Origin of the sequence: Stenotrophomonas capsici, from assembly GCF_034961085.1 — a bacterium.
In the GTDB taxonomy this organism is placed as follows: Bacteria; Pseudomonadota; Gammaproteobacteria; order Xanthomonadales; family Xanthomonadaceae; genus Stenotrophomonas; species Stenotrophomonas capsici.
On sequence record NZ_JAYFUH010000233.1, the window covers coordinates 1 to 13,131 of the forward strand.

The following is a 13,131-nucleotide window of genomic DNA, read 5'->3' on the forward strand; positions in this document are numbered from 1 at the left end:
CCAGCAAATGAGGATTCCAAGGACTTCCTCAGCCGGCCCTTCCAGTTCAGGACCTCTTCAACAGCAGCCCCCCTCGTTTCATCCGCCGTCGATGCCGTGGCCGCCGCTGTAGCGGGGACAGTAGTCTTCCGGCCACGTCCAAGCAGGAATCGGGTAAGGCGTCCGGGGAAGACACGCCGGACGATCACGTCGGCAGGCAATTCCGGCAAACCACCAGGGCCATAGCCCGGCACATCGGGAGCGATCACCTCCACGCGATGCCCCGATTTCACGAGCTCCCTGGTCAAGTAGGCCCAGCGCAACGCCTGCGGCGAGGGAATAGGCGGAAAATCATAGGCGATCAACAAGAAACGCATCTGCACCTAACCTTGCTGCGGACTGTTGGAGGGTGCGACGAGAAGCTCCTTGAACTGTGCCAGCACCTCAGACACCTTTCCAGCAGCCACAATGGATCCGCCTTCCAACAGGATCGCCTTGTTGCAGACATTCTCCATCAAGGTGAAGTTGTGGCTGGCCAGCACGACGATCTGTGCACTCTCGACGCGCGACTGGATCCGCTCCTGTGCCTTCTGGACGAAGCCGGCATCACCGGTGCCGATCCATTCGTCCATGATCAGGATTTCATGTTGGACAGCGGTCGCCAACGCAAATCCAAGTCGCATGCGCTGCCCCGATGACAATGTCCGCAGACGATCACCCGACTTTTCCTTGAGCTCGGCAAAACCCAGCACTTCATCCACGATGGCATTGGCCTGCTTGGCCTTCAGTCCCATCGCGATCCCGCGCAGCAGGATGTTCTCGACCAACGTCGCCTCCGGGTTGAACCCAAGTGCGAGATTCAGCAATGCCTGGCGTGCACCGGAAACTTCCAGCGTGCCGCGAGTTGGCGGATAAGCACCCACCAGCACCTTGAGCAGTGTCGATTTACCCGCACCATTACGGCCCATGATCGCCAGTCGATCACCGGGACTCAGGTCGAAGTTGATCCCCTCCAGCGTGGTGCGCATCATCCGCTTGGGCGGCTGGAATGCCGCTTGCAGCAATACACCCACACTGGCTTTGATCGTGCGCTGTTCCTGAGTATAGGTAGGCAGGTCCAGACCTATATTCTTTGCCCGCAGATAGATTTCCTGGTTCATACCCATACCGGTACGTAGCGCGCGTAACGCCGATAGATGAAGGAAGCCACCAGCCAGCCACCCAGCAGCAGCACCGCGAGGTAAACATAGGTGAGCTGCTCGATCGGCTCACCCAGCATTGGCGCTCGTACGCTTTCAATCATGTGATACAGCGGATTGGCCCGCGCAATCATGCCGCGCACAGTGTTGATCGGGGCCTGATCCGCGTACCAGATGATCGGTGTGAAAAGAAAACTGAACATCAGGATGCTGCCGATCAGTTCGTGCACATCCTGCAGGCGCGCCCCCAGCACCGCGACGATTGCTCCCATCCAGCCGATGTTGAGTACCACCAGGATGAAAGCAGGCAGCGACATCAGGAGTCCCGCCGGGTGAAACGTCGGACTGATCACCAGCGCGACTGCAATCGCAGGCAATGCCATGACGAAATAGAACATCGCCTTGGCAACCACGCGCAGAATGTAATCAGTCAGGCGCACCCTGCCATCCAGGATGAAACTTGCATGCCCCTGGAATGCCGTGGTGCTTTCACTGAGGCTGATGGTAATCAGCCGGAACAACACATAGCCGATGCCCAGGTGAGGAATGAAACCCGCCGCTGAGTGGCCCTGCAGATATCCGAAGAAGCCACCAATGCCGAACATGTAGATCAATGCAGGACATAGTGCCCAGAACAGGCCGAGCCGCGAGCGGCGGTACTTGGTCGCCAGCTCCAACCATGTCGAATAGATCCAGAATCCCGGGTTGCGGAAACTGTCGATGTAGTCACCGATAAGCGAACGACTCATCCGACAAGTGCCTGCTCGAGATCCGCCCGCAGATCCACAGCATCCTCCACGCCCACGCTCAACCGCACCAGCGCGTCGCTGATGCCGAGCTGCTCGCGACGAGCGACGGGGATGGACGCATGCGTCATCACCGCCGGGTGGTTGACCAGGCTTTCCACGCCGCCGAGCGATTCGGCCAGGGTGAACAGTTCGGTCCTCTCGCAGAAACGCTTGGCGGCCGTGAAGCCACCCTTGAGCACGATCGAGACGATGCCGCCGAAGCCGTTCATCTGGGTTGCGGCCAGCGCGTGCTGCGGGTGCGAGGGCAGGCCCGGGTAGATCACCTTCTCGATGGCCGGATGGGTTTCCAGCCACTTGGCCAGTTCCAGCGCGTTGGCGCAATGCGCCTTCATGCGCAGCGGCAGGGTCTTCAGGCCGCGCAGCGCGAGGAAGCTGTCGAACGGGCCCTGCACGCCACCGACGGAGTTCTGCAGGAACGCCATCTGCTCGGCCAGCTCGGCGTTGTCGCCGACCACGACCATGCCACCGACCATGTCGGAGTGGCCATTGAGGTACTTGGTGGCCGAATGCAGCACCAGGTCCGCCCCAAGCTCCAACGGACGCTGCAGCATCGGCGAGGCGAAGGTGTTGTCCACCACCACGACCAATCCATGGCGCTTGGCGATGGCGGCCACCGCGGCAATGTCCACGATCTTCAGCATCGGGTTGGTGGGCGTCTCGATCCACACCATCTTCGTCTTCGGCGTGATCGCCGCTTCGAAGGCCGACAGGTCGGTCAGGTCGACGAAGCTGAAGTCCAGCCCGGCGGTGCGGCGGCGCACCCGCTCGAACAGGCGGAAGCTGCCGCCGTAGATGTCGTCCATCGCCACCACGTGACTGCCAGCGTCCAGCAGCTCGATGACAGTGGAACTGGCGGCCATGCCCGAAGCAAAGGCGAAGCCACGCGAACCACCCTCCAGCGACGCCACACAGCGCTCGTAGGCGAAGCGGGTCGGATTATGGGTGCGCGAGTACTCAAAACCCTGATGTTCACCCGGGCTGGACTGCGCGTAGGTCGAGGTCGCGTAGATCGGCGGCATGACGGCGCCGGTGCTGGGATCGGGCGATTGCCCGCCGTGAATGGCCAAGGTGGCAAGCGACAAGCTGCGCTCGCCCTCCTGGCTGCGTGAGTGCTGATCCGTCATAAGTACTTCCAGCGAAAGGGGCGGAATTCTATCAGTCTGGCCTGAACCTGCCGTGGTGCCCTCCCCCTGGTGGGCACCACGCCAGAATCACTGAACCCTGCGACGCAGGTAGTTCAGCAGGTCGATACGGGTAATCAGGCCCAGGAAGGCGTCACCATCGGTGACGATGGCCACCTGGCCACGGTCGAACACCGGCAGCAGCGCCTCGATCGGCGACTTGACGTCCAGCCGGTCCAGCTTGCTCACCATCGCCACCGACACCGGGTCGCGGAAGCGGGCTTCGTCACCGTACACGTGCAGCAGCACGTCGCTTTCATCGATGATGCCGACCAGCTGGCTGCCCTCCATCACCGGCAGCTGCGACACGTCGTACAGCTTCATGCGCTGGTAGGCGGTGGTCAGCAGGTCGTTCGGGCCGACCACGACGGTGTCGCGCTGGCTGTAGGGGCGCAGGATCAGGTCACGCAGGTCGCCGTACTGCGGGCGCTCCAGGAAGCCGTTGTCCAGCATCCAGTAGTCGTTGTACATCTTGGACAGGTATTTGTTGCCGGTGTCCGGCACCAGTACCAGCACCTTTTTCGGCGTGGTCTGCTCGCGGCAGTACTTCAGCGCGGCGGCCAGCAGGGTGCCGGTCGAGGAGCCCCCCAGGATGCCTTCCTTGCCCAGCAGTTCACGCGCGGTATGGAAGCTCTCCGCATCGCTGATCGCATAGGCCTTCCTGACCCGGCTGAAGTCGGAGATGTCCGGCAGGAAGTCCTCGCCGATGCCTTCGACCAGCCAACTGCCGGACTTTTCGTTCAGGGTGCCGTCGTTGATGTACTCGGCCAGGATCGAACCAACCGGGTCGGCCAGCACCAGTTCGGTGTTCGGCGAAAGCTTTGCGAAGGCGCGCGAGAGGCCGGTCATGGTGCCGGAGCTGCCGCAACCGAACACGATCGCGTCCAGGTCACCGCCCATCTGCTCGATGATTTCCGGGCCGGTGCCGAACTCGTGGGCGGCCGGGTTGTCCGGGTTGCCGAACTGGTTGATGAAGTAGGCGCCCGGGGTCTGCTCGGCCACGGTCTTGGCCAGGTCCTGGTAGTACTCCGGGTGGCCCTTGGCGACGTCCGAACGGGTCAGCACCACTTCGGCACCCATCGCCTTGAGGTTGAAGATCTTCTCCCGGCTCATCTTGTCCGGGACCACCAGGATCAGCTTGTAGCCCTTCTGCTGGGCCACCAGTGCCAGGCCCAGGCCGGTGTTGCCGGCGGTGCCTTCCACCAGCGTCGCGCCGGGCTTGAGGTCGCCGCGCTTCTCGGCGGCCTCGATCATCGACAGGCCGATGCGGTCCTTGATCGATCCACCCGGGTTCGAACTCTCCAGCTTCAGGTACAGCTCGCACACGCCGGCATCCAGGCGCTGGGCCTTGATGATGGGCGTGTTGCCGATGAGTTCGAGGACGGAGGAGTGGATTGCCATGTGTCGGATTCGGATCACGCCGTCAAGCGGCTGGACCCTCGATTATCCGATGGATATGCCAGAAAGTCAGGCAAACCGTCCGAAATGCTGCAGGTACATGAATGCGCATGGACCGCTGGCGCGGACAATGACGGCCGACGAGGAGGCCGCCATCGCCCGCGACATGACGGTCAAACGCGGGGGAGCGTCAGTTGGGTCGGTTCTCGTACATCCTCAGGAGTCGTTGCTTTGCCAGCAGCTTCTCCCGCTTCATCTGCCCCAGTGTGCCATCGCTGATGGGGAGCACTCCCAGTTCCGCATCCATGCACTTCTTGTTCAGCTTCTTGTGCTGTTGGTAGAGCTGCTTGAACTCGGGGTTGGCCTTCATCAAGGCTTCGATTTCACTCTGCGGCTGCCCTTCAAACATGACTTACCTCCTCATGCAGAAAACAAGAACGCCCCGGCCTTGACGGCACGGGGCGTTGCAGGATGGAGCGCCGGGCCCGCATGCGACGGAACCACCCGGGATCATCCGGTCGACCGACCGGAAGCCTTCGGAACCTGGTTCGCGCCTGGATTGCACCGGCTCGGCCCTCCGCTGTCCGGGTGGCGGAAGTACCACCCGGACAATTGACCCTACGCCTGCAAAAAGGTTCCGGCAAGGGCTCAATCCATGCAGTGGCTGAATCAGCGATTTGACGCACATTCAGCCGGAAGCAGACAACAAAAACCTAACAATCTCAGCTAGTTAGGTTTATCAAGGCGCAACAATGACCTCAGCCGAGCGCGCCCGCGTGGAGGCGGCCTTCCTGCCGGTGACCTGGATGCGGTTGGCAGCCACGCCAGCGGCGACCAGGGCGTCCTTCAGCGCCTGCGCGCGGCGCTGCCCGACCCCGTTGGCGCTGTCGTAGGCCTCGATGGTCACCCGCCCCTTCTTGCCGATGTTCAGGTACTCGGCCAATGCCTTGGCCTGGTTGCCGGCGCCTGCCGACAGCGCGGCCTGGCCGGCGGCGAAAGCGTCGCCGGCGAAGGTGAACACCTCACCGCGGTTGTCGAACTTCGAGCCCGGCAGGCGCTGCCCGGACACCAGCTCGGCTTCCTCGCGGGCCAGCTTGGCCGCGTTCTGCTGGGCCGCGCTCAGGCGCTGCTGCTGCCGGCCGGCGACGCTGGTCAGCGCGGTTTCGGCGTCCTGGCGGGCCAGGGTCTCCGCTTCGGCCGCCTGGCGCAGGCGTTCGGCCTCCTCGGCCTGGATCTGGGTCTGCACGCGCAACCGCTCGGCCTCCTGCCGGGCACGCAGCGCATCGCGGCGGCTGGCCTCGATCAGCAGCTCGCTGCGGGTGCGTTCGAGCTCCTCGATCTCACGGCGGGCCAACGCGGTACGCGCGGCCGCCTCGGCGATCGCCACCCGGCGCTCGGCCAGGTAACGGGCGTTGTCCAGGTCCTTGCGCTTGGCCTTGGCCAGCGCGCCGATGGCCTGCTGGGCCTGCAGCTTCTCGTAGGCGGCGACCTCGGCGGTACGCATGTCCGCCTGCAACGCCACCAGCCGCTGGTTCAGCCCGGCCACGGCCGGATCCTCGGCGGCCACGGCCGCCATCGGCAGGGCCAGCAGCCCGACCACCACCAGATTCCTCAGTGCCATCACCGGCCCTCCCCCGTTGCCAGTTGCCGCTGCAGTTGCTCGACCTCGGCCTTGCGCTGGGCCAGTTGGGCCTGCGCGACCGATTCCTCGCTCTGCACCCGGGCCAGGTCGGCGTCGGCGGCGGCACGCTGGGCCAGCACCGGAGCCTGCTTGCGCTCGCGGCGATCCAGCGCGGCGCGCTGGGCCTGTTCCAGTTGCTGGCGGGCCATGGCCATGGTGTCGGGGGCGTACTGGTCGGCGTCGGCGCGGTCAGCGCGTTCCACCGCCTGCTGCGCGGCCATCAGGTCGGCCGAGGCCGGGTCCTGCGCCAACGCGGCACCGCAGAACAGCGCGGTTGCGCAGGCCGTCACATACAGGATTCGTCTTAAGTGTGCGAAGCTAGCTTTCATTGGGGAGCCGTTGCCGGAGTGACTGAGCGCGGCCATTGTGGTCAAGCCTATGGCGTGCTTGCAACGGCACGCTGCCGTTTGTTGGGGAACTATTGCGCATGGATATCGGCTACTTCCTGAAGCTGATGACCGAAAAGAACGCTTCGGACATGTTTTTGACGACCGGGGCGCCGGTCTACATCAAGATCGAGGGCAAGCTGTATCCGCTGGGGAGCACCGGCCTGCCGCCCGGGATGGTCAAGAAGATCGCCTATTCGCTGATGGACGAGGGCCAGGTCCCCCAGTTCGAGCGCGACCTGGAGCTCAACATGGCCATCGCCCTGGCCGATGCCGGGCGTTTCCGCGTCAACGTGTTCAAGCAGCGCGGCGAGGTCGGCATGGTGATCCGCGCGATCAAGAGCCGCATCCCCAGCATCGAGGAGCTCAACCTGCCGCAGGTGCTCAAGGACGTGATCATGACCCCGCGCGGGCTGGTGCTGGTGGTCGGCTCGACCGGTTCGGGCAAGTCGACCTCGCTGGCCTCGATGATCGACCATCGCAACAGCACCTCCACCGGGCACATCCTCACCATCGAGGACCCGATCGAGTTCCTGCACAAGCACAAGCAGTCCATCGTCAACCAGCGTGAGGTGGGCCTGGATACCCATGCCTTCCACAACGCGCTGAAGAACGCGATGCGCGAGGCGCCGGACGTGATCCTGATCGGCGAGATCCTCGACGCCGAGACCATGGAGGCCGCCATCGCCTTCGCCGAGACCGGCCACCTGTGCCTGGCCACGCTGCACTCCAACAACGCCGACCAGACCATCGAGCGCATCCTCAACTTCTTCCCGGAAAGCGCGCACAAGAACGTGCTGATGAACCTGTCGCTGAACCTGCGCGCGGTGATCTCCCAGCGCCTGGTCAAGGGCAAGGATGGCCGTCGCCGGCCGGCCACCGAAGTGCTGATCAACACGCCGATGATCCGCGACCTGCTGCGGCGCGGCGAGGTGCACGCGATCAAGCAGGCCATGGAAGAGTCGCTGGAGGAAGGCATGCAGAGCTTCGACCAGTGCCTGTTCCGGATGGTCAAGGACGGCATCATCGAGCAGGAGGAAGCGCTGCGCGCGGCCGACTCGCGCGATGGCCTGGCCCTGAAGTTCCGCCTGTCCGAGGGCGCCAGCGGCGAGCACGACCCATACGCGGACTTCAACATGGGCGCGCCGGCGACGATCAGCCACGGCTTCTGAACGTTGGGATGGCTGCCTGGCAAAAGCCCCGCCAAAGCGGGGCTTTTGTTTTGCGGCAGCAACGAGCCTGCCCGCGGGGCCGGTGGCCCCCACTCCTGCACCTCGGGCGGTTCTGTGGCTTCGCGGCCGAGGCCACTCCTACCAGGCCGCCAGCCCTCAGATGGCGTCGGGCTGGTTTTCCGGGCGGGCGGCGTCGAAGGCCGGCAGCGCCAGGCAGGCTTCCTCGATGCGGCACAGGGTCGGGTACGGGGCCAGGTCCAGGTGGAAGCGGCGGGCGTTGTACAGCTGCGGGATCAGGCAGCAATCGGCCAGGCCCGGCTCGGCGCCATGGCAGAACCGGCCGGTGTCGAACGAACCCACCAGCATCGTCTCCAACGCCCCCAGGCCGGTACGCATCCAGTGCAACGTCCATTCGTCGCGCTCGGGTTGCGGCACGTTCCACTCGCGGTCGAAGAACTGCATCACCCGCAGGTTGTTGAGCGGATGGATGTCGCAGGCCACCTGCTGGGCAAGGGCACGCACGCGGGCGCGACCACCGGCATCGGCCGGCAACAGCGCCGGCTGCGGATGCACCTCGTCCAGGTACTCCAGGATGGCCATCGACTGGGTCAGCACGCGTTCGCCGTCACGCAGCGTCGGCACCAGTTCCTGCGGGTTGAGCGCGGCATAGTCCGGGGCATGCTGCTGCCCGCCGTCGCGCACCAGGTGCACGGGAATCAGCTCGTAGGCCAGCGCCTTGAGGTTCAGGCCGATGCGCACGCGATAGGCGGCGCTCGAGCGCCAGTAACTGTAGAGCTTCAGCCCCGCTTCCATGTCTGTTCCCCCTGTCGCTTGCACACAACATAACCGTTGCGGGTGAGGGACACCTTCACCCGCAATTCGATAGCGGCGGCGATGCCGCCGGATTCAGGGCAGCGGCGCGTGTTCGATGCGCTGTTCGATCGCACCGAAAATGCTGTTGCCGTCACGGTCCAGCATTTCAATGTGGACCACGTCACCAAAACTCATGAACGGCGTGGACGGCTTGCCGTCACGCAGTGCCTCGACCGTGCGCTGTTCGGCGAAGCAGGAGGCGCCCAGCGAGGTGTCCTCGTTGGCGATGGTGCCCGAACCGACGATGGCACCGGCCGACAGCGGACGGGTCTTGGCGGCATGCGCCACCAGCTGGGCGAAGTTGAACTGCATGTCCACGCCGGCTTCCGGCGCGCCGAACCACTTGCCGTTGATGTGGGTGACCAGCGGCAGGTGCACCTTGCTGTCCTGCCAGGCCGCACCGAGCTCGTCCGGGGTCACGAACACCGGGCTCAGCGCCGAGCGCGGCTTGGACTGCAGGAAGCCGAAGCCCTTGGCCAGCTCGGCCGGGATCAGGTTGCGCAGGCTGACGTCGTTGACCAAGCCCACCAGCTGGATGTGGCCGGCGGCCTGGGCCGGGGTCACCGCCATCGGCACGTCGTCGGTGATCACCACGATCTCGGCTTCCAGGTCGATGCCGTAGTCCTCGCTGACCACCTTGACCGCGTCGCGCGGGCCGTAGAAGCCGGCGCTGGTGGCCTGGTACATCAGCGGGTCGGTGTAGAACGACTCGGGCACCTCGGCGCCGCGCGCCTTGCGCACCCGCGCCACGTGCGGCAGGTAGGCACTGCCGTCGACGAACTCATAGGCGCGCGGCAGCGGCGCGGCCAGCGCCTGCATGTCCAGGTCGAACGCGCCATCCACCTCGCCGGCATTGAGCTGCTCGGACAGGGCGTTAAGGCGCGGGGCGAGGTTGGACCAGTCCTCCAGCGCCAGCTGCAGGGTGGCGGCAATGCCGGTGGCCCGCACGGCGCGGGTCAGGTCACGCGAAACCACGATCAGGGTGCCGTCGCGGCCGCCTTCCTTCAGGGAACCAAGCTTCATGGGAACGTCCAGTCTGCGGAGTAAACAAGTTTCAATTGTAATGAATATGCCAGCGGCGACCAGCGCCACGGGAATGCTGAACAGGCAATTTTGTGCCGCCGGCGACAATCCCCTAGACTATCGCGGTCTGCCAGCGGCCGTCCGTTTCCCTTGAGGGACCGCCGGCGGTGCAGGATCCCCGGCCCCGCCGGATCCGCCCGCCCGCCCCTACTCCGACGCCTTTCGTCACGCATTCCGGCCTGCGCACCGCGCTGGTCGCGCCAATTCTCTCGCAGCGCGGTTTACGGGAACGCTCCGAGTCAGCCGATCGAATCGATCGGCACCGCCATTCCATTCGGTCTGGCGCGATTTCCATCTGGAGTTCCCAATGTCGTTTGAAAACCTGGGCCTTGCGCCCTTCCTGCTGCGCGCGCTCGCCGAGCAGGGCTACGAAAACCCGACCCCGATCCAGGAGCAGGCGATCCCGCTGGCACTGGACGGGCATGACCTGCTGGCCGGCGCACAGACCGGTACCGGCAAGACCGCCGCGTTCGGCCTGCCGCTGCTGCAGCACCTGGGCACCGCGCCGCAGAGCGTGGGCAACGGCCCGCGCAAGCCGCGCGCACTGATCCTGGCGCCGACCCGCGAGCTGGCCACCCAGGTGCATGACAGCCTGCGTGGCTACAGCAAGTACCTGCGCATCCCCAGCGCCTGCATCTACGGCGGCGTCGGCATGGGCAACCAGCTGGACGTGCTGCGCCGTGGCGTGGACCTGCTGGTGGCCTGCCCGGGCCGCCTGATCGACCACCTGGAGCGTCGCAGCGTCGACCTGTCGGGCATCGAGATCCTGGTGCTGGACGAAGCCGACCGCATGCTCGACATGGGCTTCCTGCCCTCGATCAAGCGCATCCTGGCCAAGCTGCCGCGCCAGAACCGCCAGACCCTGCTGTTCTCGGCCACGTTCGAGGAGAGCATCAAGCAGCTGGCGCTGGAGTTCATGCACAACCCCAAGCAGATCCAGGTGACGCCACAGAACACCGTGGCCGAGACCATCACCCACCGCGTGCACCCGGTCGACGGCGGCCGCAAGCGAGAGCTGCTGCTGCACCTGCTGGCGCAGGATTCGCGCGTGCAGACGCTGGTGTTCGGCCGTACCAAGCATGGCTGCGACAAGCTGGCCACGTTCCTGGAGAAGTCCGGCATCAAGACCGCCGCCATCCACGGCAACAAGAGCCAGGGCCAGCGCCTGCGTGCGCTGGGTGACTTCAAAGCCGGCCGCGTGACCGTGCTGGTGGCCACCGACATCGCCGCGCGCGGCATCGACATCAACGAGCTGCCCAAGGTCATCAACTACGACCTGCCGATGGTGCCGGAAGACTACGTGCACCGTATCGGCCGCACCGGCCGCAACGGTTCCACCGGCGAGGCGATCTCGCTGGTGGCGCAGGACGAGGCCAAGCTGCTGCGCCAGATCGTGCGCCTGCTCGACCGCGACATGGACATCCGCGACGTGCCCGGCTTCGAGCCGCAGACCCCGATCCGCTGGGGTATCAGTGCACCGGGCAAGGCCGAAGTGCCGGGCGGCCACAAGACCCCGCGCCGTGGCAACGGTGGCCATGGCCAGCGTCGCTCCAACGGCGACGCCCCGCGCGGCGGCCGTGGCGGCCAGGCCAAGCCGGGCGCCCCGCGCGCCGCGGGCAACGGCCAGCGCAATGGCGGCAACGGCCAGCAGCGCCGTGACGGCCACCCGGGTGGCGGCCAGCGTCGTGGCGGCGGTCGTGGCCAGGGCGGTGGGCAGAGCCGTACCAGCGCCTGATCTGCAGTAGCGGATCCGAGCTGAACAAAAAAGCCGGCGCATTGCGCCGGCTTTTTTGTTGGTTGGGTTTTGGGGTGATGAGGGCTGCTGGCTGCTGCCGACCATCCGCTATCTGCTGCCGGCCCTCTCCCCAACCCCTCTCCCGCTGGCGGGAGAACGGCTTCAGGCCTTCTTCGTTACTCCCCGCGCTGGCGTGGCGGGGTCAACTGGTTGGACTGCAACAAGGCATTGAGCAGCAGGCGTTCGGTGCCATGCCAGTACTTGCGGTGCGCCGGGTCATCGGCGAACACCACCACGTTGCCGCTGCCGTTCGGCACCACCTGCAGGTAGCTGGAGCCGGACACGCGCGCGCGGTTGGCATCGGAGAGGTACCCGTTCACCAGCGGCTCCGGATCGATGTTGACCACGTTGAGGAAGGCGTTCTTCACCGGCTCCAGCACCAGGCCACCTTCCTTGTTCACCCAGATCCTGCGCTGCTGCACGCCAAAGCCCAGCGGATGGGTCGGATCGATGTCGGCACTGAGGATGTTGCCACTGACCCGGCCCAGCGCGAACACGTCACGCACGGTGCCGAAATCCAGCCGTTCGCTGTCGTCCTTGCCGTCGCCGGCACGCAGCCTGGCTTCCACCAGCCCCTTGTCGATGGCCCAGCGCGCGCCGCTGCCGTAGACCACCAGCGAGCCGCCCGCGCTGATCCAGCGCTTGAGCGCGGCGATGCCGGCCTCGCTGACCGTGGCATAGGTGCCGCCGGACAGCACGATGGAGGTGTAGCGCGACAGGTCCACGCTGGCCAGCTGTACGGGGTCCAGCTTGGAGGACGGCAGCCCCAGGGCCTGGTCCAGTGCGAACCAGGCCGAACCGATCTCGGTGGGCGACACGCCCTCGCCCATCACCAGCGCGATGCTCGGCGCACGCAACACACGCACGTTGTCGCTGCCCAGGTCGATGCCGCCGGCGCTGCGACCGCTGGCCAGGGCATGCACGGTGACACCGGCGTCCTGTGCGCGCGCCAGCACCCTGGCCCGAAGGGCATCGGCATCAAGCGTCTGACCGGCGACCGGGATCACCACCGCGCCATGGCCGAAGACCACCTCGCCCGATGCCGTGGCCGCGGTGAAGGGCTGGTGCGCGGTGCGCAACCGCACCCCGTCGCGCAGCAACCCACCGATCAGGCGATAGCTGCCGAAATCCCGTGCATCGGCAACGTAGGCAAAGCCGGCACGGCCGCCACTGATGCCGCCCTGCGCCTGCGGAACGTCATCCACCACCGCACCGGCCGGCAAGGCACCGCGGCTGGCCGCGTAGCGCAGCCCATAGGCAGCGGCCACGGCGTAGGAGGTTCCGCTGTAGAACACGTCGCCCTTCACCGGCGGCGTGAACTCGAAGATCGCATGGGCCAGCCGGAACTGCGGTTGTCGCGCCGGTACCACGTAGGCCGAACCGGCCTGGAAACGCTTGCCATCGACCTCGACATCGCGGGCCAGCGCGTGCACCTGGATGCGATGCTGGAGCAGCACGGCCAGCAAGCGGTGGGTGAGCGTGGGGTCGGCGGCATCACCGAACACCCAGTCCCGCACCGGGTAAGCCGCCGCCTGCGTCAACGCGCTGCGGAAGAAGTCCTTCTGCAAGGCGAGC

At 65.7% G+C, this 13,131-nt stretch carries 12 protein-coding genes and 1 pseudogene; 2 read left to right on the forward strand and 11 right to left on the reverse strand.

Annotation, left to right across the window (positions count from 1 at the left end):
* The 8 genes from VA603_RS11940 to VA603_RS11975 form a co-directional block, all read right to left on the reverse strand.
* On the reverse strand, positions 1–356 hold a 356-nt coding region (locus tag VA603_RS11940), incomplete at its 3' end, for a hypothetical protein (protein WP_323438980.1).
* Positions 357–362: 6 nt separating this feature from the next.
* Positions 363–1,139: an ABC transporter ATP-binding protein gene (locus VA603_RS11945; RefSeq protein WP_323438981.1), complete on the reverse strand. Its 777-nt coding sequence runs from the start codon at positions 1,137–1,139 to the stop codon at positions 363–365.
* Entirely contained in the window at positions 1,136–1,927 is a 792-nt protein-coding gene (locus VA603_RS11950; RefSeq protein WP_323438982.1) for an ABC transporter permease, read from the reverse strand. The genes VA603_RS11945 and VA603_RS11950 overlap by 4 nt, the downstream gene beginning before the upstream one ends.
* A complete protein-coding gene (locus VA603_RS11955; RefSeq protein ID WP_323438983.1) occupies positions 1,924–3,111 on the reverse strand; it encodes a cystathionine gamma-synthase in 1,188 nt (395 codons plus the stop codon). The genes VA603_RS11950 and VA603_RS11955 overlap by 4 nt, the downstream gene beginning before the upstream one ends.
* A gap of 87 nt (positions 3,112–3,198) precedes the next feature.
* The gene (locus tag VA603_RS11960; protein WP_132865712.1) at positions 3,199–4,569 is read right to left on the reverse strand and encodes a pyridoxal-phosphate dependent enzyme; all 1,371 of its coding nucleotides are present in this window, start codon (positions 4,567–4,569) and stop codon (positions 3,199–3,201) included.
* Between the two features lie 187 nt (positions 4,570–4,756).
* The gene (locus VA603_RS11965; protein ID WP_132865713.1) at positions 4,757–4,975 is read right to left on the reverse strand and encodes an HP1242/YdcH family protein; all 219 of its coding nucleotides are present in this window, start codon (positions 4,973–4,975) and stop codon (positions 4,757–4,759) included.
* Positions 4,976–5,305: 330 nt separating this feature from the next.
* On the reverse strand, positions 5,306–6,187 hold the full coding sequence (locus VA603_RS11970) for an OmpA family protein (RefSeq protein WP_132865714.1): 882 nt from the start codon (positions 6,185–6,187) through the stop codon (positions 5,306–5,308).
* A complete protein-coding gene (locus tag VA603_RS11975) occupies positions 6,187–6,576 on the reverse strand; it encodes a DUF4398 domain-containing protein (protein ID WP_132865715.1) in 390 nt (129 codons plus the stop codon). The genes VA603_RS11970 and VA603_RS11975 overlap by 1 nt, the downstream gene beginning before the upstream one ends.
* A 98-nt stretch (positions 6,577–6,674) precedes the next feature.
* On the opposite strand from VA603_RS11975, the gene VA603_RS11980 reads away from it, so the two are divergent.
* On the forward strand, positions 6,675–7,805 hold the full coding sequence (locus tag VA603_RS11980) for a PilT/PilU family type 4a pilus ATPase (RefSeq protein WP_132865716.1): 1,131 nt from the start codon (positions 6,675–6,677) through the stop codon (positions 7,803–7,805).
* 156 nt (positions 7,806–7,961) lie between these two features.
* On the opposite strand, the gene maiA is transcribed toward VA603_RS11980, so the two are convergent.
* Positions 7,962–8,618, reverse strand: a complete 657-nt coding sequence (gene maiA, locus VA603_RS11985; RefSeq protein WP_132865717.1) for a maleylacetoacetate isomerase — start codon at positions 8,616–8,618, stop codon at positions 7,962–7,964.
* A 93-nt stretch (positions 8,619–8,711) separates the two neighbouring features.
* A complete protein-coding gene (locus tag VA603_RS11990; protein ID WP_323438984.1) occupies positions 8,712–9,701 on the reverse strand; it encodes a fumarylacetoacetate hydrolase family protein in 990 nt (329 codons plus the stop codon).
* 367 nt (positions 9,702–10,068) lie between these two features.
* On the opposite strand from VA603_RS11990, the gene VA603_RS11995 reads away from it, so the two are divergent.
* Positions 10,069–11,496 carry a DEAD/DEAH box helicase gene (locus tag VA603_RS11995; RefSeq protein ID WP_192287715.1) on the forward strand — a complete coding sequence of 476 codons (1,428 nt, stop codon included), beginning with the start codon at positions 10,069–10,071 and terminating at the stop codon, positions 11,494–11,496.
* A 176-nt stretch (positions 11,497–11,672) separates the two neighbouring features.
* On the opposite strand, the pseudogene VA603_RS12000 reads toward VA603_RS11995, so the two are convergent.
* Positions 11,673–13,131: pseudogene (locus VA603_RS12000) on the reverse strand (peptidase M14); the annotation flags it as partial.